Source organism: Paenibacillus sp. J22R3, from assembly GCF_056269305.1.
This window is the reverse complement of record NZ_JBWDNS010000003.1, coordinates 694059-716939: the sequence shown is the minus strand read 5'-3', so window position 1 is coordinate 716939 and position 22881 is coordinate 694059. Positions and strand designations below refer to the sequence as shown.

15 protein-coding genes are annotated in these 22881 nt (G+C 50.4%); 7 read left to right on the top strand and 8 right to left on the bottom strand.

All coding sequences use genetic code 11. The annotated features are described in order from the left end of the window. Nucleotides 1-57: 57 nt before the first annotated feature. From AC0YN4_RS17910 to AC0YN4_RS17900, 3 genes are all read right to left on the bottom strand, one after another. Nucleotides 58-357, bottom strand: a complete 300-nt coding sequence (locus AC0YN4_RS17910) for a Dabb family protein (protein WP_475836350.1) — start codon at nt 355-357, stop codon at nt 58-60. A 167-nt stretch (nt 358-524) separates the two neighbouring features. Beyond that, on the bottom strand, nt 525-1340 hold the full coding sequence (locus AC0YN4_RS17905; RefSeq protein ID WP_475836349.1) for a phytanoyl-CoA dioxygenase family protein: 816 nt from the start codon (nt 1338-1340) through the stop codon (nt 525-527). Nucleotides 1341-1469: 129 nt separating this feature from the next. After that, nucleotides 1470-2321, bottom strand: a complete 852-nt coding sequence (locus AC0YN4_RS17900; RefSeq protein ID WP_475782437.1) for a helix-turn-helix domain-containing protein — start codon at nt 2319-2321, stop codon at nt 1470-1472. Between the two features lie 289 nt (nt 2322-2610). On the opposite strand from AC0YN4_RS17900, the gene AC0YN4_RS17895 reads away from it, so the two are divergent. Continuing rightward, nucleotides 2611-3543: a manganese-dependent inorganic pyrophosphatase gene (locus tag AC0YN4_RS17895; protein ID WP_475782436.1), complete on the top strand. Its 933-nt coding sequence runs from the start codon at nt 2611-2613 to the stop codon at nt 3541-3543. Between the two features lie 366 nt (nt 3544-3909). Here the strand turns inward: AC0YN4_RS17895 and AC0YN4_RS17890 are convergent, their stop codons facing one another. Together AC0YN4_RS17890 and AC0YN4_RS17885 are read right to left on the bottom strand one after the other, a co-directional pair. After that, nucleotides 3910-6657: an alpha-mannosidase gene (locus tag AC0YN4_RS17890; RefSeq protein ID WP_475836348.1), complete on the bottom strand. Its 2748-nt coding sequence runs from the start codon at nt 6655-6657 to the stop codon at nt 3910-3912. Between the two features lie 122 nt (nt 6658-6779). Further along, the gene (locus AC0YN4_RS17885) at nt 6780-7928 is read right to left on the bottom strand and encodes a LacI family DNA-binding transcriptional regulator (RefSeq protein WP_475836347.1); all 1149 of its coding nucleotides are present in this window, start codon (nt 7926-7928) and stop codon (nt 6780-6782) included. Nucleotides 7929-8138: 210 nt separating this feature from the next. Between AC0YN4_RS17885 and AC0YN4_RS17880 the strand changes: the two genes are divergently transcribed. Beyond that, nucleotides 8139-8675, top strand: a complete 537-nt coding sequence (locus AC0YN4_RS17880; protein WP_475836346.1) for a nucleoside/nucleotide kinase family protein — start codon at nt 8139-8141, stop codon at nt 8673-8675. Between the two features lie 380 nt (nt 8676-9055). On the opposite strand, the gene AC0YN4_RS17875 is transcribed toward AC0YN4_RS17880, so the two are convergent. After that, complete coding sequence (locus AC0YN4_RS17875) at nt 9056-9499, bottom strand: cupredoxin domain-containing protein (RefSeq protein WP_475836345.1); 444 nt, start codon at nt 9497-9499, stop codon at nt 9056-9058. 191 nt (nt 9500-9690) lie between these two features. Here AC0YN4_RS17875 and AC0YN4_RS17870 point away from each other — a divergent pair, with 191 nt between their 5' ends. After that, nucleotides 9691-10959: an alkaline phosphatase gene (locus AC0YN4_RS17870; RefSeq protein WP_475836344.1), complete on the top strand. Its 1269-nt coding sequence runs from the start codon at nt 9691-9693 to the stop codon at nt 10957-10959. A gap of 135 nt (nt 10960-11094) precedes the next feature. Further along, nucleotides 11095-11808, top strand: a complete 714-nt coding sequence (locus AC0YN4_RS17865) for a phytanoyl-CoA dioxygenase family protein (protein ID WP_475782430.1) — start codon at nt 11095-11097, stop codon at nt 11806-11808. Nucleotides 11809-12195: 387 nt separating this feature from the next. Here AC0YN4_RS17865 and spoVB read toward each other — a convergent pair whose 3' ends face one another. Beyond that, on the bottom strand, nt 12196-13743 hold the full coding sequence (spoVB, locus tag AC0YN4_RS17860; RefSeq protein ID WP_475836343.1) for a stage V sporulation protein B: 1548 nt from the start codon (nt 13741-13743) through the stop codon (nt 12196-12198). A 435-nt stretch (nt 13744-14178) separates the two neighbouring features. After that, nucleotides 14179-15087: an amidoligase family protein gene (locus AC0YN4_RS17855; RefSeq protein ID WP_475782428.1), complete on the bottom strand. Its 909-nt coding sequence runs from the start codon at nt 15085-15087 to the stop codon at nt 14179-14181. A 284-nt stretch (nt 15088-15371) separates the two neighbouring features. Between AC0YN4_RS17855 and AC0YN4_RS17850 the strand changes: the two genes are divergently transcribed. The 3 genes from AC0YN4_RS17850 (at nt 15372) to AC0YN4_RS17840 (ending at nt 22449) form a co-directional block, all read left to right on the top strand. Continuing rightward, nucleotides 15372-17621 carry a peptidase G2 autoproteolytic cleavage domain-containing protein gene (locus AC0YN4_RS17850; protein WP_475836342.1) on the top strand — a complete coding sequence of 750 codons (2250 nt, stop codon included), beginning with the start codon at nt 15372-15374 and terminating at the stop codon, nt 17619-17621. Between the two features lie 113 nt (nt 17622-17734). Continuing rightward, entirely contained in the window at nt 17735-18439 is a 705-nt protein-coding gene (locus tag AC0YN4_RS17845; protein WP_475782426.1) for an ABC transporter ATP-binding protein, read from the top strand. Continuing rightward, the gene (locus tag AC0YN4_RS17840; protein WP_475836341.1) at nt 18433-22449 is read left to right on the top strand and encodes an FtsX-like permease family protein; all 4017 of its coding nucleotides are present in this window, start codon (nt 18433-18435) and stop codon (nt 22447-22449) included. Before AC0YN4_RS17845 ends, AC0YN4_RS17840 begins: the two co-directional genes overlap by 7 nt. The last annotated feature ends 432 nt before the right edge of the window (nt 22450-22881 follow it).

The window sequence follows — 22881 nt, the reverse complement described above, 5'->3', positions numbered from 1 at the left end:
GCGAAGGAGAGGCGGCGACAATGGCTGGTATTATCAGATATATATCTGAAATTGATATTAGATGTGGTAGTCGACGACGACTACACTCTCAAGCAGACCGTCCAGCGATTTCACGAACGCTTGATGAACAGGATGCGGGCCGTAAGCGCGCAGTGCATCTTGGTTCTCGAACGTTACGCGAAGCCCTAGGGAGTAACCGTGGATATTGCCGGTTTCTTCTGTGATGTTTTGTCCGGCAGTGAGATCGACGATGCCCGGAATAGCGCCTTTGAATGCAAGCAGGCTGTTTACCAGCTCTTGTTCCTTCTCGGGTGTGACGGTGGCGTTCATTTTGAAAATAACGATATGCTCAAACATGGGATTCGCTCCTTTAATAGTTGATTGTACAGCAGGTGTTTCATTGGTGACTGTCCAAACAGAATTATAGCAGAATCGTTCGCGATAATGGAGAGCGGGGGATGATAGTGGCAGGCGGATGTATGAACCAAAACAAAAGAGTACCGGCAATCCGGTACCCTTGTTTATTAACCCATCATCATTTTGCTGCCGGAAGCAGCGGCGGCATCTTCTTCCTCGAAGGCTTTCGCATCGGTCATCCACGGCGTTACGCCTAGCAGCATTTTGCGCATATTCGAGACTGCACCGGCTTTGAGCTCTTCGGAAGGTTCGTAGCCAGGCCATGTGCGCAGGCAGGATTGGGCGTAGTTGTAAATGAGTGAGCGGCGAGTGACATCAGACAGATTGTTCAGCGCCGAGTGGTACGTATAGCCGTTGAAGATAACGGCTGTGCCGGCTTTGACGTTCATTCTGACATGGCCCGGGAGATCCTCTTGTTTCTCCACTTTAGGCAAATCTTCATCCTTCATGTGGATGCTGCCTGGCAAGAAAGCGAGGCAACCGCCGTCATACGGCACATCGGAGAGGAAGTAGAACACTTTGACCATGAAAGGTGCTTGCTTATCGCCAAAGAAAATCTTCGTAGTCGTGTCACGGTGCCAGTTGGTATGCGAAATCTTGCCGGGTGGTTTGAGAAGGGCATCGTTATCGATCATCACGAATTGATTGCCGATCATATCCCGCAAAATGTTCATCATCCGTTTATGTTCCAAAAGCCCGGCGAAGGTTTCACCATACTCAATGATGCCGCAAATCTGCTTCACATGGTTCAACTGGCCCGTAGCTGGGTTGACGCGACCATTGACTTCGAATTCATGGAAGGCTTGATCCATGTCTTCGTTAATGGAATCGACCTCTTGGCTGCTCAGAAAATCCTCAATCACCAGAAAACCGTCACGTTCCCACATCAATTGCTGTTCACTCGTTAATCCGTATAGGCTCATTCATAGACCCTCCTAGTCAGTAAACGCTTTAATTAACTTTAGTTTACGATATAGAGAGAAACGATTGAAGCTGGCGAATTGCCGATTAAACTCAATAAATTGCTGTTTTCAAGAATGGCCCAGCCACTATTAGAGGCGACGCAAGCTCCGGCGGAAATCACGCGGCGAATCATGCTGCACTTTCAGAAAAGCATGCAGGAAGGCATTATAGCTGGCAAATCCGCTTTGCTCGCTGATCTCCCCGATCGAGAGAGACGTGCTGATGAGCAAACGCTTCGCATGATGAACCTTCTTGAGCAGGACGTATTCCTTCGGCGTGACGCCGTATTGCTTCTTATATTGACGGATAAAATGATACAGGCTGAGATTGGCGATTTGTGCCAGCTGCGATACGTCTTCGACCTCCAGGTAGTTCGCATCCATGAATGCCCGTGCCCGCTGCAGCGGCTCCGGTTCGGTGCCGTGGTTTGTCAGCCAAGAACCTCCTAAGTCGCGCTGCTTCCGGAAAATCTCCATAAGCAGCTGATAGATATGCGCAGACAGAGGCATCTCATAGGCCGGATGCTGCTCTCTCATAAGAGCTGCGATCTGTTCGAGCAAACTGTGGATTTCATTGACTGAAGGAAGATTTTGCACGATGGAATAGGACGGTTCTCCGAACAGCTTCGGCCAGAAATGCTCCATGTCGATGCCGTCGAACACCAGATAATACATTTCAAAAGCGTTCTTCGCTTCCGTCTTATAAGCATGAGGCAGCCGCATGTCATGCACAACGCAGTCGCCTTCAACAATCTCAATCCACTGGTTGGCATGCTTAAAGGCGCCTTTGCCTTTGGTAATGAACAGAATTTCATAAGCCGGATAATAGTCGCGTGTATAGAGAAAATCCGATCGAGGTGCATCATAACCGCCGATTAATCCAAAGAACAGATGACTCCGCGCAAACTCGCTTGGCGTGCCGACAATTTCGAACGAATTCATAATGCCACAGTTCCTTTCGGACAAGCCAATAATAGGTTATCTTCATTATATCGCGATAGTATAGAATGCTGCATGCTGTTCTACGATGCTCTCTTCGAATTGGTGAACATGCGTCTTCGGGCGGACAAGGCACCTGAACTTTTTGACGAAATATAGAACTGTTATGAATTTGCCTGTAATGGAATAGGAATTCACGGCAATAAACGGTATAATACCGATTAGGGATTTATTCTTACCGGCGTTCTTATGGTCGCCAGCACCCAATAAACAGCGAATAAGGAGTATGAAGATGTCAAAAACATTGATTTTCGGACACAAAAACCCGGACACGGACACAATCTGTTCGGCAATTGCTTATGCAGACTTGAAAACAAAGCTTGGCCAAGAGGTTGAAGCGGTTCGTCTTGGCGAAGTGAACGGCGAAACGCAATACGCGCTGAATCAATTTAAAACGGCTGCGCCTCGTTTGGTTGAGACCGTTTCGAACGAAACAAGCAACGTTATTCTTGTTGACCACAATGAGCGTCAGCAAAGCGCTAGCGACATCGATAAAGTGCGCGTCCTTGAAGTTATCGACCACCACCGTATCGCTAATTTCGAGACTGCACACCCGCTCTACTACCGCTGCGAGCCTGTAGGCTGCACGGCGACCATCCTTAACAAAATGTACAAAGAAAACGGCATTGCGATCGACAGCAACATTGCAGGTTTGATGCTTTCGGCCATCATCTCCGATTCCTTGCTGTTCAAGTCGCCGACTTGCACGCCGGAAGACGTTGCAGCGGCACGCGAGCTTGCAGCTATCGCAGGCGTAACTCCTGAAACGTACGGCCTTGAAATGCTCAAAGCCGGCGCTGATCTCAGCGACAAAACAATCGCACAATTGATTTCGCTTGATGCGAAAGAATTCTCGATGGGCAGCTACAAAGTGGAAATCGCACAAGTTAACGCGGTTGACGTAAACGACGTATTGTCCCGCCAAGCAGAAGTCGAAGCGGCGCTGAACACAATCATCGCTGACAAAGGCCTTGACCTGTTCGTATTCGTCGTAACCGACATCTTGAACAACGATTCCGTTGCGCTGGCTCTTGGTAAACAAGCGGCAGCCGTTGAGCAAGCGTACAGCGTGAAGCTTGACGACAACAAAGCGGTTCTGAAGGGCGTAGTTTCCCGTAAATCGCAAATCGTTCCTGTGCTGACTGAAACACTTAGCAACCTGTAGGATATAAATGAACTAGGACATAAGGAAGAGGCCGATGAGCAATCATCGGCCTCTTTCTTATGTGTTGACCGAACATTGAGGGGCGAAATGTTGCCTAATAGGCAACATTTAAGAGGCAAACAGCCGCGCCATGATGAAATGCTGCGAATTCTGCAACATTTTCGTCTGATGGATGCCTCAAACCACCTCTCCATGGCGGAATGTTGCCTTCTAGGCAACATTTTTTAGTTACTGGCATGAAAACGAAGAAAATGCTGCCTTTCGGGTAACATTTTCTTCGAATGCACCATAGGATTCGCCGGTGACAGACTGCATAATCACTTCTTTTGTTCTAGCAGCGTGGCTGCTGCATCGACTGCCTGTCTATTACTCAGCACTCATCCCGATGCTAATGATCTTGTACCCTGGAACCGGCACGGAAGCGAAGCCGTCAGTCCCTAAGTCGCCCGCGGCATTTGCGTCTTCGAGAACAGTACTCTCGTACAGACGGCCGTGCGATTGCGAGCTGATCGTCAGCTCAGCCGATTCGCCGGAGAGGTTGTACCAGCGAGCAATCAGATCGCCGCGATCTTCGTTGATCTTCACGTTGGAGAGGGCGAGGCCCGATCCGGAAGCGTTCCATTGCAGCAGACTCCCCTGTGCGGGCAGCGCACCTTCATGCACATCCGTTTGGTTGACCTGCATCGGCACTTGGAAGCCGTAAGCTTGTTGATAGGCGGTGAATCGCGAATCCCCGCCACTATGAGGGAGGATCATCCACTCGGCGACATTCGGACCAATGCACTGCGCATCCGGCGTTAGGAATACGCCCCAATCACCAAGCTCGCCGGTTGATCGAAGGATCGTCACCGCAATCGTTCCGTCTCCGTCACGCAGCACTTCGTATTCATTAAGGCCTTTATTGGCGATGGTCAGGCCGCGTCCGTTCTCATGCACATCGACAAAAGCACTCTGATGCTGGCAATTGCTCGGATTCACCCACTCCTCAGTCGGGATTGTATCCCGTTCAGCGACCTCGAAGATGGAGTCGGCGTAGTGTTTCGCTGCCGTAACGCCAGATGGGAACAGTACGCGCAGACGCTGATCCTTCGCAGGATTATTGAATGCAGCTTGAACACGGACGCCTTCCTCGGAACGACTGAGACTTACCCGAGTCACAATCGTGATCGGCACTAGCTTCGCAGAGCGCTGCGCTTCCCGGTCTAGGAAAGGCACCATTGTAGCGATCTCATGTACCAGCCGCTCATCGGCTTGCTCCGGAATGTCGAACGTATGCGTAATTTCATACGTCGCCCGGTATGCTGTGTCTTCAACAAGCACAACTTGCGCCTCCAGCCCTTTGGTAGTTATGGCGGTGTCGCCTTCCGGCTGCTTGAATATATATTCGTTGCCGATGTCGCCGACATTCTCGTAAACACCAAGCCCTGCAAATGTCTCACCGGATCGTTTGTCCGTAATCGTCAGGCTGCCATCACCGACAATCGTAACGTGGAGGTAAGCATTCTCTATCGTGTTCTCCGCAACGACTAGCGATGATGACTGAGCCGATGTTGATGCCGATTGTGCCGCCGGGATCCACGCAAAGCTGGAATACCCCATCGCAGGAAGCGCTCCGGTCTCGAACGTTACAGCAATGACGCGGGCAAAATACGGCTGCCTAAACTTATCATCCGGCAGATCATAGCCGAATCGAACGCCAAGGTCCACGCTTGTGAAATCCAGCTTCTCGCCCAGATGGTTCACGAGATAGCCATCGGCCGTTGTGTGCTCTAGGACAAATTTGGAATTGTCCGATGGGCTCTCGTTCGGCTGAAAATAGCGGCGGCTAAGCTCCAGCTCCACCGTTACAACGCCGCTCTGCGCGTATCCGCTCGTACTGTATACAACGAATGGCGCACTGTCCGAGCTAATGGAAGAGAAGCTCGCCGTATCGATCTGTGCGCTCAAGTGAGCCAAGCTGTCAGCGATTACAGCAGCAGCGACTCCTTTGCTCTTCTCGAAGCGAGTTTTCATTTCATGGTAGACTTCATCCACGCTGCAGCCGCAGATACTGTCATGAGGGTGATTTTGCATCAACGTTTTCCATGCATAATTGAGCAGACCGTGCGGATAAGGGCGGCCATTCACATGGGCCATAGCAGCCAAGGGCTCAGCGATCTTCTCCAGCATCGTCTGATTCTCTTGGTTGAGCTGCTTAATATAAATACGTGATGAAGCCGTATTGACGAGAGAGTACCAGCCGTCAGTACGCTGACCGCGAAGCTCGCCTCTGATTGTGCTTAACGTCTCAGGCAGAGTAGACTGCACGGCGGCGACGTAATCATCGTAATTGGAATGAATGAAGTCATAGTCCGGATACAGCTCGCGAGCCGTCCGAAGTGCAGCAGATAAATTCGCTTGAGCAGGCTGGTGATCGCAGCCGTTCATGAGAAGCAGATGCGGCGTTGAAGCATACTTAGATGCATTTGCGATGGCATTGTCCCAGAACTTACGCGCCGCTGCCGGTTCCTCTGGGATTTCCATGCCGTTGTTGTACCAGTTGGCGAACAAGATGCCGAGCACCCGTGAGCCATCCGGTGATTCCCAGTGCAGCTCCGAGAATGGCGATTCGAGGTCCAATGCTTCCGACACGCTATTATTAAAGCCCGTGGCTTTCACGCCGCGGCCGAACACGGCTGTTGTGATGCCTGCTTGCTGCAGAATCTGAGCGGCCTGCCCCATGTTGCCGAAGGAGTCGGGGAAGTAGCCAAGCTTGGAAACAGGGCCATACGCTTTCGCATCACGATGTCCGATCTGCATGTTGCGAATATTGGCTTCGCTGCTGGTCAGAAACTCATCCTGCAGAATATACCAAGGGCCGGCAGAGAGCTTACCTTCTTGGACCAGCTCTATAAGCTTCTCGCGTTTCTCGGGATACACTTGCAGATAATCCTCGAGCACGATCGTCTGACCGTCGAGATAGAAACTGCGAAACTCGGGATCCTGATCCATAATTTCGAGCAAGCCATCCATGGTTTGAATGAGTTTGGCATGATGCGCCTCGTAAGGCATATACCATTCACGATCCCAGTGGGTGTGCGAAATAACATGTATAATTGCTTTTGGCGTCGGCATAGAAGGGCAGACCTCATTTCATTTGAATTATTAAAATATATTTTAATCATAAATCGAACACCGATTATTGTAAATCCGTATTTATTAAAATATATATAAAAAATCCCATGACCGCTCAAGCGTCATGGGAAGGTAGGTTTACCGGTCGATTGCCGCACAATCAGCTTCGTTCCGAGCACAAGCTTGGAGCGGCTGCGTTCCTGTGCCGGAGCTAAGACGAGCTTCGCCGCATCGCGGCCGATACTGTAGAAGTCCTGCTCGACAGTTGTGAGCGGCACTTCGAGATGTGCGGTGAAGGAGTGGTTATCGAAGCCGGTAACTGACAGCTGCTCCGGTACTGCGATTCCTCGTTGGAGCGCAGCCTTGAGCAGGCCTGTGGCGGTATAGTCATTCACGGCTACAGCAGCCGTAGGCGTAGGTGCAATGGCAAGCAGATGGTCAAGCAGCACATCATACGGATTGCCGGCAGTCTTGTTCACCTTCAGCGTCTCCAGGTTAATCAGCCATTCGGGCTGAGGCGGAATGCCTGCTTCAATGAGAGCATTGCAGTATCCTTTGTAGCGGTCGCTGACGGATACCGCTTCTTTCCACGATTGGCATACGAAGGCGAGCCGTGTATGACCAAGACGGAGGAGATGCGAAGCAAGGCTGTAGCCTGCTTCAATATTGTTGGAAACGACAAGCGGTGCTTCCAAGCCTTCAATGTTCCGATCAATGAGCGTAAACGGAATACCCTCGATAGCAAGATGGCTGAAGACATCGATGTTCTTATAGCTGGACACCGGATAAACGATGATGCCGCTGACGCGATCCTTGGCCAGCTTCTGAATAATGCTCCGCTCGACCGCATCGTCGTATTTGGAATTGTGGAACGTCACATACAGCCCTTGTGCAGCGCACTCTTCCTCAACACCGCGGAAGATTTCATAGCCGATCGTTTCGCTGAACGGCATTACGAGCGAGATGACGGGAATGGGCAGTATCGAGGCTATGGATACCGAACCTGCCGCTCCTCCTGATTCGGTAAGAGAGCCAGCCAGCGGTTGCGGCGTTCGATCCGTTACGAAGGTCCCTTTTTTCTTAATCCGCTTAATCAGTCCATCCGTTTCCAGTTGCCTCATGGCATGAGTGACGGTAATGGCACTCACGCCGAACTGTTCGGCGATTTCCGGCCCTGTCGGCAGTTTATCGCCTGCGCGCAATTCCTCCGAAGCAATGCGGTCCGTATAGTAGTCGATTAAGATTTGATAGCGGGGTCTATGCTCTTTCACGCTGATCCTCCAAACCGATCCGTCTCATTAATATATATTTTATTAGTATAATGCAAGTTGGAGGGCCAGTACAATAGAGGGCATGCATCTGGCATGGCAAGCGAGAAGGGATTGGAAGCCCATTCCAATTCGGGGCGGATGTGTTATGCTTGCAAGGTATGGGGAAAAATGTTCCATATAGGAGCATGAACACAATTCTGGAGGGCAATAATGGACGGAAAACCTTATGTAATAGCAATTGCTGCTGTTTCCGGGGGCGGGAAGACGACGTTGACCGAGCAGCTGCTTGAACGATTAGCGCATGCGCAGGCTTTATATTTTGACGACTATGACTTTGAGGACAGTCCGGAGGATATCTGTGATTGGGTGGAACGAGGAGCCGATTATAACGAATGGAATCTTACCTCACTACGGAAAGATATTGAGCTTTATCTGCAGGATGTTGAGCTTGAGTATCTATTGCTCGATTATCCGTTTGCCTATTTGAACAACGACATTCATGAATTCATTGATCTGACGATATTTATAGATACGCCACTTGATGTTGCGGCAGCCAGAAGGATATTGCGCGATTATGCGTATCGGTCGATGGATGATCTGCGACATGAGTTATCGAACTATCTATCCCGCGGCAGGGATGCTTACCTGGAGATGCTAAGAAGTGTCAAACCAAACTCGGACATCGTCATCGACGGTACGCAGAGTACCGCAGAAATGGTCGATCGCATTCTACATGCTCTACAATAACAATGGCTGCGCAGTGATGCGCAGCCATTCAGGTTGTCGAGAAACTCTCTGCGATGAGCGCATGCTTTGTCGCTTCCAGCTCTAACGGTTGTCACAGTGGTTATTGGGCATAAATTCGCCTATTTTATTTTCTAACGGTTGCCAGCGAGCTTATTTGAACGTTTTCCACTAGGAATAGCCCCATATGCTGTAAATAACGTCTGTCACAACCGTTAGCCTTTTAAAAAGCCTTATTTTTATGAAATAGCCACGCTGACAACCGTTAAACTTTATTCCCACCGAAACCGAGACTTCTCGGGCAGATTAAAGGCTTGAAACATTATTGTTCAATGGCTGCGCAGTGATGCGCAGCCATTGTTATTTGGTAAACCATCGAATCGTTAAGCTTCGTCAACAATCAGCTTGCCGACCATATCGCGATGACCTGAACCGCACATGACGGAGCAGTGGAATTCGAAGGTACCCGCATTCGCGGCATCAAATTCGCCTTCGCCATCACCTTTGATGTCTACATTGTAATCCGCGATCGAGAAACCATGACCGGCGTCGTCGCTGTGAAGCGTGATTTTGACATGATCGCCTTTCTTCACGTGAATTTCCTGCTGATCATATTCGAAATCCTTGGCCTCGAGCTTGATCTCTACTGTTGGTCCGCTTGCCGGATCTGCAGCCGCGTTCGTAGAAGGTTCATTCGTAGCCTTGCCTTCATTCTCGCCATTGTTGCTGTTGCCATTGCCGTTGTTGCCGTTGTTATTCCCGCAGGCGCTGACTAATGCTGCAATGAGTAGTAATGCTGCTGCAAGTATTGCGAATTTGGCTTTCATGTTTCTATCACTCCTCTACCAATATGGAATCATTACCCATCGTATCATAGTAATATGAAATGAATATGAAAATGATGGGTGAATTTCAAAGAATTGCTTGAACAGCTTAACAAGAAGTACACATCTAGAAAACATCCTCTTAATCTACTATTTGTAAACTCAAGTAGAAAAGATCATTAGGAGGTAGGAAAATGGTTTCGCACAAAAGAGTTGGATTGAAAAGCACACTTGCTGCAACAGCGGCAGCAGCGCTTGTTGTGACAAGCATCCTGGCTACACCGTCGACTGACAAGGCAGAGGCTGCTTCTTCGCAAACAAAGAATGTTATTCTGTTCGTCGGAGACGGCATGGGTACAGCACAGCGTAACGCGATCCGTTTGGCTACTGTCGGTGAAAAAGGCAGTTTGGCAATGGATGCTATGCCATTCGTAGGACTAATTCATACAAGCTCGACTGATCCGGTAACGGATTCAGCGGCATCTGCTACGGCCTATGCCAGTGGCGTAAAAACGTATAACGGCGCTATCGGAATGGATGCCGATAAGAAGTCGGTCAAAACGATCATGGAATATGCGAAGGATGCAGGTAAATCGACAGGTGTTGTTACAACGAGCCAAGTAACGGATGCTACCGGTGCAGCATTCGGCGCCCATGTTGAAGACCGCGCCAAGCAAAGCGATATCGCGCTGCAATATTTGACGAAGAGCAAGGTTGACGTGCTTCTCGGCGGCGGCGAAGATTTCTGGTACCCAGCCGGTGAGGCGGGTAAATTCAAGGACGAGCCTGCTGAAGATCCATCGGAGAAAAGCAAAGGCACACAAGGCAACCTGATTAATAAAGCAAAACAATTGGGCTACAGCTATGTGACGAACAAAACGGATATGCAAAAAGCGAAAGGCGGCAAGCTTCTTGGACTGTTCGCCAACGAGGAAATGTTCCAACAGCGTGCTGAGGGCGAAGGGGACATCTACAACCCGGTCGTTTCGCTTCCGGATATGACGAAGAAGGCGATTGAAACATTGTCCGCCAACAAAAAAGGTTTCTTCCTGATGGTAGAAGAAGAAGGCACGGATGAGTTCGCTCACCAAAACAATGCCAAAATGACGATTAAAGCAGGTCAACAGCTGGATCGCTCCGTGCAAATCGCGAAGGATTTTGCTAAGAAAAATCCGGATACACTTGTACTCGTGCTTGCTGACCATGAAACAGGCGGCTTCTCCATCGAAGCAGTCGATGACAAAGACGAGTCTGGCGATGACATCTCCAAGGAAGACGGTCCGTTCGCAATCGCTAACTCCAAGCAAAACTTTGTTGTAGACTGGACAACTTCCGGTCATACGGCAGTGGATGTTCCGGTAACTGTAATGGGCAAGAATGCGCAATTGTTCGCAGGCAGCTACGAGAACACGGAAATTTTCACTAAGCTGATGCAGGCGATGGGATATAAAGCACATAAATAAGCGTATGGTGATGGATGAAGAAGCTAGCTGCGGAAATCGCGGCTAGCTTCTTTGTTTGTATTGACAGGCAGGTTTGCGGGGATTCAGAATGGGAGTGTATCCTATAAATGAACAATCCTGGGAGGTAGGAAGCTAGTGCCAGAGATAACGGACTTTGTTTTGACCCCAGACATGATTGAACAATTTTATCGGGAAGGTTACTTCTATGCGCCGGGTTTGCTGTCAGCTCATGCGGTGGATGCCATCAATGCCGAGCATGTTGAATTCGCCAATCAACAGGGAGACGGCAAATGGAGGAGCCAAGCCATTATTAATGTGGAGCAAGAGAGGGACAGGTTTCCGGCGACGACTGATTTTCTGACGGACCCGGATATCGTGAGTGTCCTCGAAACGATACTTGGCGACAGAGTGCGAATTTGGATGGGCATGTACGCTGTTGTAGCACCGCATGGCAGTGGGCTTGAATGGCATCAAGATAATCAATACACGCACATCTTAGGGCATATGCTGAATGGGTTTATTGCGCTTGATCCGATCACGCAGGATAATGCAGGCTTGTGGCTTGCTCCCGGGTCGCATCGGCTGGGACGACAGCCGAACTTGAATGCGGAAGGCGGTCATAAGCGGGCCGCTGACCCGGAGAATGGCATCCCGTGTAAGCCGATGGCGCCGGGGGATGCGGTATTCTTTCATCGCGAAACGCTGCATCACAGCAAGCGCAATCATACGGATATTCCGCGTCGTGCCTACGCTTTCCAAGTGGCGGCGGCTAATTGCCGATATGCGGAAACCGGCAAGCTGCTTGAGGATCGCACTGTATTGTCCGGCTATCGCCACCGCCGATCATAGCGGTGAAAATATAGAAGCCGTCTCAACCGGTTGCCGGGAGCAACGGTTGAGACGGTTTTTTTGGTGTCCGGCGTATTAGAAGGGGCCGGCTATGTGGCGGGGCAAGGGCATCGCGGTACCAACTGAGAATTGTTGCAGAAAAGGCAACATTTCCCCTCCCTGACACGCTGATACAGCAGAATGCTGCAAAGAATGCAACATTTGCTAGGTAAATCCCTCCTGTACGGCACAACAAGGTTCATATGTTGCATTTTAAGCAACATTTTCACATAATGACTCAGAATTCATCGTAAATGTTGCCCGATATGCAACATTCCTACAAGGATAAATGTGGTGAACAGATGGCCGGAAGCATTCCGGAAGTGAGCAGTAGTCTAAGCGAGCTGATTACCGCGGTATCACGATGGATCGGCTTGCCTTGAGCAAAGCATCCATGGATAGGAGTGCGGCGAAGTAGATCAGCAGCGCGCAGAGGATGGAACCAACGGAGCTCCAGAGTTGCGGAAAGCCTTGGACGACAGTTAAATAGTCGAAGGCCCAACGGCCGCAAATCGCCATCAGCAACATGCAAATGCCGACCTTTAGATAAGGCCCAATGCTCATATAGATCCCGATTGAGCCGGATATCGAGAAGAAGTTCAGCAGGAATTGCATGATAATCCCGATACCGATGCCGAAGGTGACGCCGACAATGCCGAATTGGCTGCCGAACACGAAGATGGCAATGGCCTTGAACGATGTGGACACGATGTAGTTCCAGAGCGTAGCACTGGCGCGGCCTAGTCCGAGTAGGATCGCATGCAGGGGAGCGTCGAAGTAGTGAAGGAAGAAGATCGGCGCTAATATTTGGAGCAGTAATCCCGCTTCAGGCGCGCCATAGACAAGCGTCGTGAGCGGAGTTGCCCATACGAACAGGATTACGGTAGCCGGTGCACCGATAAGCAGTCCTAAGTTCAGCGCTTGATTCATCCGCTCATGCATAAGCCGATCATTCTTATTCGCTGCCGCTTCGCCGATTGCCGGAATGAGCGCGGTAGATAGGGATTGCGTAATAAAGCTAGGCATATAGAGCAGCGGAAAGGCGTAACCGGCCAGCATCCCGAATTGCTTCGTGGCTAGCGCCGTGCTTATTCCGGCCAGCGCGAGACTTGTGGCAATAAGCAGGGGCTGGAATGCACTATATACCGAATGCACGACGCCTTGACCGGTTGTCGGCAGGCCAATTTGAAGCAGCTCGGTGAGTGTTTTTCTGCCCTGTTTTAGATGACCGGCCCAAGTCTCGCCCGGCAGCTTCGCTTCACCGCGCATCTTATAGCTGACCACGAGGAAAGTGAGGCTGATGGCTTCGCTGATGACAGAGGCGGCCATCGCACCTGCCGCTGCATAGGCGACTCCGTAGGGCAGCAGCAAATGTACCATCGCGAGCACGCAAGCAATCTGCACCGAATACTCGAGCACGTCGGAAGCGGCGATAACCTTCATTCTTTGAACGCCTCGGAAGTATCCCTTCAGTACCGCAGATACTGCGACAATCGGCGCGATCGGCGTAATCGCCAGCATCGCATAGTAGGCGCGCTGGTCACTCAGCAGGATGGATGCGATCCAGTGCGAGCCAAGCAGGGAGAAGGTCGTTAGCGTTACACTTAAGAAGCCGGTCACGGCAAGTGAAACATGCAGGATACGCCTGACCTTCACTTTCTCATCGCGAGCATAAGCTTCCGCGACCAGCTTCGATATCGCAACAGGCAGGCCAAGTTCCGTAATCGTAATCACAAGAGGCACGAGAGGGTGTGCCATCATTAACAAGCCGATACCTTCGGCTCCCAGTGCGCGAGCGACAAACATGCCGCTGATAAAGCCAAGAATGCGGTTGATGAAAGCAGCGACAGATAAGGCCATCGTCCCCCTCATGAACGATTCCTTCTTTTGTGCCATGTTTCGTTCCTCCTGATCCTCGAATACTTAAATGTATTCATCATTCGGAAAAGCATGCGAACGAGCTGTGGCTGAGTGAGAAGTTGCATCGGTATGATACCCATGCCAAAAAGCCAGCCGCTGTGATCGCGGCTGGCTTCAGAGTGTCGAGAAACCCATGTTTTTATTTCCGAACTGCATAGGAGCTCTTCCAACCTGTAACGGTTGTGACAGTGGCTATTTGGCCCTAAAAGCCCGTTTTTATTTTCTAACGGTTGTAGGCGGGCTTATTTGGGCATTTTTCGATAGGAATCACCCACTTGGCATCGAATAACGATGCTCACAACCGTTAGAATTTTATAAGGTGTTTATTTCATGAAATAGCCACGCTGACAACCGTTAGAGAATCAGTAGGCAATCACAACTAAGGAATTGTCACCAATTCGTTACGCAGGCTCATTCTGTCAGCTTGCATTTTAGTCGCCAGCCGTCAGCTGGGGCATCCAAGACGTACTGCTGCAGCTTTCCATCGGGGTTCTCAATGACAACTAACAGCCCATCCGATACCGGCTGCAGGTTATGAATCTCACCGCCAGGCACAAGCTGCTGGGCAATCGGCTCTAGGAGAGGGATAAGCATATTTTCAAGCCAGATTCGTTCCTCATACCAGCGTGGTACAGGAATCGAAGGGGGATAGCCATCTGCCGGCGCATGGAGAGCAGCCGCGAATTGCCCCCGTTCAAGCGGCAGCTTCGTTCCGGCTCCGATTGCGGCTACGAATCGAAGGCATAGCTCAATCGTATGCAGCACTTCATCCACATGCACGCTGCCATTGGCGTAGCGGATTTCAACCGTACCGATATCAAACCAAGAGGCTACGTTGATCCCGCACCGGTGAGATTGCGGGCGGCCGGCGTTGTGTACGGCTAGGGCGGAAGGATCTAACGCGAATCGCTCACGCATCGCTGTCGTTACCGGCGGGCAGAAGAGCAGGCGATGCTCGCTCGTTTGCAGCAAAGCCTTCAGCGTATCCTGATAAACCAGTGCCGCATCTAGGAGTGGGAGCACCATTTGTTCTCCCCATGCTTCGATACCGACATGTACATGAAGTCCGCAACTCCAATTGGCAGTGGCGCCCTGCGCTTGAAGCCGGCTCAGCATGATGCGAATCTGATCCCGCTCCTCCCATAGAATCGGAGGGGGCTTCAGCTCACTTCCGGACTCGATTCCGGTTTCATCTATTTGATGCTCATTCAAAGACATTTCCCAGCCGGGCAGCAGCTCCAGCTCCGCTGGTTTACCGCCTATAAACTCTATTTCAACGCCGAACTTCAGTTGCTTCCAATCTACTGTTTGGGGCCACATTGCAATCTTCCTCTCGTTTGTATGATGAGTCTAACTTGTCATACTTCCGAAAGGAGAGGTGGACCTCGGGTTTACCGGGGAATTTTCAGTTTAGGCATTGTCAGCTCGCCTCCTGATTGATTTGGATATCGCTTACAATATTCGCCCTCTGCGAAAGACATTCCTCCTGGAATGGAAGCGAAGTGTCCAAGCTAGTTGGCGCATTCCACATAGATTAATAGATGAGAGGATTTTATCCATCTCGATGTTTAGCTAGTTTTTTCTATGGAAAAGGAGTGAATGCAGTGGCGGATTGTAATCAAAATCCAGTCGGTGAATGCTCAGAGGCGGAAGGTCGTGATACAACCGCGAACGGTATAGCTTCCCATGCTGAGGGGCTGCAAACAACCGCGAACGGGGATGCTTCGCATTCCGAAGGAAGCGGGACGACGGCAGGGGGAGGAGCAGCCCATGCGGAAGGCTATCAGACGCAAACGTTGGCGGATACCGCCCATGCGGAAGGAACGGCGACTTTCGCGAGCGGAGTTGCCTCCCATGCGGAAGGAAGTTCAACCGCAGCCAATGGAGATGCTGCCCATGCAGAGGGGTATCTGAGTGTAGCCAATGGTCTTGCTTCGCATGCGGAGGGAATATCATCGGTATCGAATGGTTCTGCATCTTATGCCGGAGGCAGGGAAACCACTTCGAATGGTGCAGCTTCCCATACAGAAGGTTATCAAACGACGGCTAATGCGGATACCTCCCACGCGGAGGGGTACCAATCTACAACGGCCGGCGATGCTTCGCACGCCGAAGGCTATCAGACCTTAACGTCTGCGTCTGCGGCTCATGCGGAAGGGTCTCAGACTGTAGCCGGCGGCGGTTCATCTCACGCGGAGGGCAGCAATACGCAAGCGCTTGCTTTGAATTCGCACGCGGAAGGGGAAGGAAATACGGCAAGCGGCCGGGCTTCCCACGTGGAAGGTGGAGGCTTGGATCTGTTAGGCAATCCCGCACCAAACCAAGCCATCGGATCTTCTTCGCATGCCGAAGGGATAGGTACTGAAGCAAGCGGAGACGGCTCCCATGCGGAAGGCGGGACCGTAGATGTTACGATTGCTCCCGGCCCTCGTGCGACGGCATCCTTTGCCCATGCTGAGGGGCAAACCACTGTCGCGAGCGGAACGGCCGCTCATGCGGAAGGGTTCCAAACGCTCGCCAGTGGACCCAGTGCGCATGCGGAAGGAGCCAACTCGACTGCCGGAGGGAGTTTCTCCCATGCCGAAGGGATAGGAACAAGTGCAAGCGGCGTTTATTCGCATGCGGAAGGCGCGGATTCGATTGCGAGCGGCCAGGCCTCCCATGCCGAAGGAGAGAGCAACACGGCAAGCGGCCGAGCTTCTCATGCGGAAGGTGGCGCGGTGGATTCACTTGGTAATTTTGCGCCAACCGTTGCATCGGGTGACAGCTCCCATACCGAAGGGGTAGGCACGATAGCGATCGGATTTGCTTCCCATGCGGAAGGCGGCACGAATGATGTGACTGTTGCTTTTGGACCTAGGGCTCTGGCAGCATTTTCGCACGCCGAAGGCCAAACAACCGTGGCCAGCGGAACGGCGGCTCATGCGGAGGGCTTTCAGACTACTGCGAGTGGCCCAGGGACACATGCGGAAGGCGCAAACACGAGTGCGAGCGGGCCGTTTTCCCATGCTGAGGGAATCGGCACAAGCGCGAATGGACCTTATTCGCATGTAGAAGGAGCCGATACGCTGGCAGGCGGTCAAGCATCGCATGCGGAAGGCTCCGCTACGAAAGCGTTTGCGGCGTCCTCTCATGCGGAAGGTGAAAATACGATTGTCGATATGTCTCATACCGGGGCACACATTATGGGCCAGAATGGGACAACCAGATTTCCGTTTTCATGGCACTTGGCCAACGGGCTAATGGTAGGGCCAACTTTGAACTCTGCCGTGATTGAAGGGCTGACCGGTAATTTGTATCTGGATGGTACAGTTAGCTCGCCGAACGCTGCCGATTATGCCGAGATGTTCGAAACGGCAGATGGGCTTGGAATTGATGTTGGTTATTTGGTTACGTTTGACGATCAGGCTTGTGATAAAATCCGCCGAGCAACGGCCTCGGACAGTTACATCCTAGGTGTAGTCAGCGGACGACCGGCAGTTCTCGCCGACTCCAGCGATTTGCGCTGGCATAAGCTGTTTGTCACGGATGAATGGGATCGCATTCAGTACCATGAGGTGGATGTGCCAGAAATGCTCGATGGTGCGGGCAATGTATTGAGACCTGCCGGTATCAAGACAGAGCCCATGCTGAACCCGGATTGGAACGAGGCGTTTGACTATGTGCCGCGCTCGCAGCGTCCGGAGTGGGTGGCTGTCGGCGTGGTCGGCAAACTGCTCGTTCGGGATGACGGCACATGCGTGCCCGGGGGCTACTGCATGTCGAACGACGAGGGAGAAGCAACGGCAGCCGCAGCGGGTTATCGCGTCATGAAGCGGACCGGGCCGAATCAGGTGCGGATATTTGTGAAGTAAGGGGAAGGAGCTGCGGATGGCGTGCAGCTCTTTTTTTCAGTCTATTTTTCTATTGATTTCATTTATGATACGATCAGAAAACAATATATTCCTATATTAGGTGGTGTCTGGTGATGGAAGTCATTCAGCTATTAGATATCGAGAAGGTTTATTCCGGCGACCGTATTGAGACACCGGTACTGAATCAAGTGCAGCTTTCTTTGAAGCGTAATGAATTCGCGGCTATCGTCGGCGCGTCCGGATCCGGAAAATCCACGCTGCTCAGCCTGATCAGTACGCTCGATCAACCGACCTCGGGACAAGTTATATTTGGCGACGTCAATGTTGCCGCATTAAAGGGAAACCGATTGGCCGACTTTCGATTCGAGCGAATCGGAATGGTATTTCAGCATTTTCATCTTCTGCCTACATTAACTGCGTTAGAGAACGTCATGTCGCCTTTTTTCGGCCGGAGAACGAAGATTGATTATACGAAGAAGTCTGCACAGCTTCTTGAACAGTTGGGTCTTGCAGGCAAACAAGATTCGCTTCCGTCACAGCTCTCCGGTGGAGAACAGCAGCGCGTTGCAATAGCACGAGCGCTGGTCAATGAGCCGGATTGGCTGCTTGCTGACGAGCCAACCGGAAACTTGGATTCTCGTAATGCGCAGCTATTCTATGATTTGCTGCATCAGCTGAAACGTGAATTTGGTTGCGGCATCGTGGCGGTTACACATGATATGCAGCTCGCACAGAAGGCGGATCGGTTGATTGAGATAAGAGATGGACGTGTCGTGGAAGATCGGAATCTCAGCGTAAATGGCGGCAGCACATGCTAAGGTTCATTTGGTCCAATTGGTGGCGCCATAAGGAACGATATCTCATCATGCTTGTTGGTGTGTTCATTGTTAGTGCAGGGCTTAGCTTTCTGTTTGGTCTGAATGAATCCAACAAAGGGACCGTCATGGAAACGCTGGAGAACAAATGGAAGGTTTCTTATGATATCCTTGTTCGTCCTCAGGGGACTCGGGCAACCGATGAAGTAAACCACATGTTTGAGCCTAATTTTCAAGATGGCATTAACGGTGGGATCAGTCGCAAACAGTTGCAGCAAATCAGAGCGATTCCGGGGGTTAGCATTGCAGCGCCGCTGGCTGTAATTGGGTATACGGAATATATGCTGCCGCTTAATCAATGGTATAAATTAAAGGAATACGGCATGTATCGCATGAAGGTTCAAACGACAACCGATAATGGTGTGCAACTTCAGACGTCAGTCCCGTTGTCCTCCTATGCTTACTACGGCCCCCTAGATGATCCGGAAGTCAAGCTGTTTACCTATGATACGACCTTGCTGGTAGGCATTGACCCCGTTGAAGAAGCCAAATTAGTAGGATTGAACAAGGCTGTTCTGGCGTCCTATACTTCCAGATATTTTGATGCTACGGATAGCAGCAAGATTTATGATTTTGATCAGATGTATGGTGGGAGTTATAGAGCCGTCGATGTTCCAATCCTGATGAGTAATCGGCCATTTACAGATAAGAAATATAAGTTTGTTTTTGAGAAACTGGACGTCCCTTATGAAACGGAAGCGCAGGTGGCGGAAGTATCAAAGAAAGTTAAAGCAAATGGCGGGTTAAAATTCCTGGAGCAATTAAAGTCGGTTTCATCTCAAAGCTATATCTATCAGGACACGCTGGAGGATGCTAATGCGAGGCAGGCAGAGAAGTTTATGATGTCGCAGTCAGACCCGGATATTCTCCCCCTCGCGCAGAAAGCGACTTCCCTTGTTTATAAAATAATGAAGAGTCCGTTCTCGAATCGATGGCCTTACACGTATCAGATACAAACATTCCCTGATGCGACACTGTCGTCTGCCGAGCGATTTCCGGACTACTATCGCCCGTATGAGCAAATTACCGATGCGCAGCATCCGGATGCTATATATGGACAAATATTGCGAGCGACATATATTGGGCTCTATGATCCTACCAAACTCCAGGTATCTAAAGATCTGGAGCAACTGTTTCCAATGGATACATACAGAGCACCGTCAGCAAAGTTTGTTTTCGATTCTGAAGGTCGCCCAGCAAATCCGCAATCGACCATTAAACCGGTCAACAATCCGCTCGGCTTCTTGACGAGTCCACCTACAATGCTGACAACGCTCGATGCTGCTTCGTTGATAACAGGTGACAAACCGATCTCTGTCATTCGAATCAAGGCAGCGGGAGTCAATGAGGTTTCAGATGCCAATCAAGCCAAGCTGGCGCAGATTGCCGCAGCCATCGAAGATCAAACCGGGTTACAAACCGATATTATGATGGGGTCTTCGCCGCAGCCGGTTTTGATTCAAGTTCCAGCAAGCGGAACACAGAGCGCAATCGGTTGGATGGAGCAGATGTGGATTAAACTCGGCGCCGCGCTCACGATAGTAAGTGAGGTTAAATTGGGTTTCTCAGGCATGCTACTGCTGGTAATCGGAGTAGCGATGATTTATGTTGCAGCTACGAATATGGTTTCCTTTCTCGTTAGGAAGAAACAATTTGCTATTATGCTGTCAATCGGGTGGAGAAAATCGAACCTGCGACGCTTACTCCTTGTAGAATCTTTGTTGATCGGAGTTTTTGTTGCGCTGGTGACGTGGACAATTGAAGCGTATTTCATTTTTGCCAGAGGATCGGAACTCTCCTTGTCTCGATTTCTGTTAATTGGGGGCTGCGGGTTCGTTATCTATTTGCTTGGCGTCATTGCACCACTCCTACAAGTGGGTCGTATCAAGCCTATGGAAGCTTTGCGCTCAGGTGAGTACATCGCTTCTACTCGAAGAATTACGCCGGTTCGCCATCTGTTTCAGTTGGCTGCGGCTCATTTTCACGGTAAATTGAAGCGGAATTGGTTATCGGTGATTTCGATGGCGGTTCCGACGATGTTATTGATGTTTTTCGTGTTTGTGACGATACGGCTGAAAGGTGTGTTCTATACTTCATGGCTTGGCCAATATGCCGCTGCAGAGATTGGGAGCATGCACTACATTGCGATTGGCATTTGCTTATTAATCGCTGTGCTCACCACGGCGGAAATCGTCTGGCAAAATGTGTGCGAACGAAAGCCGGAAATTGCGCTGCTAAAAGCGTTGGGTTGGCGAAATCGTTCTATTCGTCAGCTTGTCTGGTACGAGGGGATGATAGCCGGAATTTTGGCTGGTTTATTGGCTTATGTATTAGGTGTTCTTTTCATCGCGTTGTTGTATCACAAGGTGCCGGTTGATGAGCTGTGGTATCTGCTTGTGGTTGGCGTGGTTCCTGTACTCACTGGTATATTAGGCTCTATCCTTCCTGCGGAGATGGCGGTAGCCCTTTCCCCGATAGTAGGAATGAATGGTAGTTATACGACAGCTAAGCAGACGGAAGAGCGCATGAAGAAGATTATTATAGTGGCGGCAATGGTTACACTGCTCGTTGCTGCATCAGCTATCGGACGTTTAGTCATGCTAGATCTGGGCAGAGAGGCACAATCAGTAGATGCAAACGCCGTTGCGTCGGCAGCTCCTCATGCTGATGTAGAAGTCGGCAAGCTAGCTGGTTATACGCCTAAGTTCGTGAAGAACGGGAGCAGGGCTTCTTATGATCTGCAACTGCGGATGAATGATCAAGCGGAATTCAGTGTTGAGGCGGCTATTGAGGTAAACAACCAATCGCTTGAAGATTGGGACAAGCTTGTGTTCTATATGATTCCCAATGTGTTTACCAACAAGGATGACCCACGATTGTACCAGGCATCTGCGCGATTTGAAATCAGCAGTGTTGCTGTCGAAGGAGAGAGTACTTCCTTTACTCTTGAAGGGGACAAGCTGAGTGTTCCGTTAATGAAGCCCTTATTGCCTTCAGATCATGCAAAGGTCGAAGTGACCTATTCATTTCAAGTACCGGAGCATGGAATTCGTTACACGAAGTCTGGTGCGAGCTACTATTTAGCACAGTGGTATCCCATGCTGGCGACGTATGAGGGTGGTTGGAATAAGCAGCCTTATACGCCAAAAAGCGAATCTTACCTTACCGGGTTTAGTGACTTCACGCTTCACTATGAGCTTCCAAGCGGTTACGAGGTAATCAGCTCTTCTGATGAAGATGCGACGATCCCTTCAAATTCGGGCGACGTTCATCTCTCCCATGCGAAAGAACTGATGGTAACGGTATCGAAGGAATTAACGTCGGTGGCGACAAGGGTGAATGACGTCGACATTCGCGTATGGGGTAAATGGAAGGAGCAAGCGGAAGAGGCACTTCCCACTATCGCAAAAGCATTCCAGTACTTCGAGCAGCATATCGGCCATTATCCGTACAAACAGCTTGACGTTGCGATAGATAATGTATCCTCAATGGAGTACCCGGGGATTGTGACGGTGGATGGCGATTCGGCAAAGGAAAAACATACGTTGGTGCATGAGTTAGCCCATCAATGGTTTTACAATGTGGTAAGCAACGATCCTTATGTCGACGGATGGTTGGATGAGGGTATGGCGGAGCTTAGCACAGCCTACTATTTGGATGATTTCTCGTTTGATGAGCAGTTCTATAAATCAGGTGGGGTATTCTCGAACTTACCGCTTTCCGCGTACGAGTCAAATGATGTCATCCAGTCGATGTATGCACAGCCGGCCATAGAAATGCGAGAGTTGTTTGATCGATATGGCGGCAAGGATGCAGGTATGGCTTTCTTGCACGCTTATTATGAGAAGTATCAGAATCAGCAAGTGGATACGAAAGAGTTCGTGAGATTCGCTGCGGCTTATCTTGCAATGAGAGATGATTCGTTTTTCCGGGATTGGCTGCAGCTGGACTAAAAGGTTATAAATAGCCCTGCCACTGTGAATGCCTGCCACTGAAAAAGTCCAACTGATGAATGGCACGGACGTTTATTTTACCCGCCAGAGCTGGAGGTATATATATAAGTGTTAATGGGCGTACTCTTTGAGTTGTACAAACTACACGATAAACCGGAGCCTTCCGAGAAAATAGGTACTTTACATGAAAAAAATACATTTGAAATAAGGTTAACTAGCTATATTTGCTAGAAAGAAACGGATGAGTTGTAGGCAGTACACGTCATACTTCATTTGAGACTAGCAAACAGCGAATGTGTTGTACTCCATACACGTCATTTTCGAGCCGCGTGATAGGTGATTGGCCGAACTCGGCTCGCGGGACGCTGAGAGTAGGGAAATCGAATTCTCAGCTCCGGTAGGCGTGAGAAAATATACAGAGAGTCGCGATAT

Bases quoted from the DNA above. Each gene is read 5' to 3' on its own strand.
- AC0YN4_RS17910 (WP_475836350.1), bottom strand. From the start codon at position 357: ATGTTTGAGCATATCGTTATTTTCAAAATGAACGCCACCGTCACACCC.
- AC0YN4_RS17905 (WP_475836349.1), bottom strand. From the start codon at position 1,340: ATGAGCCTATACGGATTAACGAGTGAACAGCAATTGATGTGGGAACGT.
- AC0YN4_RS17900 (WP_475782437.1), bottom strand. From the start codon at position 2,321: ATGAATTCGTTCGAAATTGTCGGCACGCCAAGCGAGTTTGCGCGGAGT.
- AC0YN4_RS17895 (WP_475782436.1), top strand. From the start codon at position 2,611: ATGTCAAAAACATTGATTTTCGGACACAAAAACCCGGACACGGACACA.
- AC0YN4_RS17890 (WP_475836348.1), bottom strand. From the start codon at position 6,657: ATGCCGACGCCAAAAGCAATTATACATGTTATTTCGCACACCCACTGG.
- AC0YN4_RS17880 (WP_475836346.1), top strand. From the start codon at position 8,139: ATGGACGGAAAACCTTATGTAATAGCAATTGCTGCTGTTTCCGGGGGC.
- AC0YN4_RS17875 (WP_475836345.1), bottom strand. From the start codon at position 9,499: ATGAAAGCCAAATTCGCAATACTTGCAGCAGCATTACTACTCATTGCA.
- AC0YN4_RS17870 (WP_475836344.1), top strand. From the start codon at position 9,691: ATGGTTTCGCACAAAAGAGTTGGATTGAAAAGCACACTTGCTGCAACA.
- spoVB (WP_475836343.1), bottom strand. From the start codon at position 13,743: ATGGCACAAAAGAAGGAATCGTTCATGAGGGGGACGATGGCCTTATCT.
- AC0YN4_RS17855 (WP_475782428.1), bottom strand. From the start codon at position 15,087: ATGTGGCCCCAAACAGTAGATTGGAAGCAACTGAAGTTCGGCGTTGAA.
- AC0YN4_RS17845 (WP_475782426.1), top strand. From the start codon at position 17,735: ATGGAAGTCATTCAGCTATTAGATATCGAGAAGGTTTATTCCGGCGAC.
- AC0YN4_RS17840 (WP_475836341.1), top strand. From the start codon at position 18,433: ATGCTAAGGTTCATTTGGTCCAATTGGTGGCGCCATAAGGAACGATAT.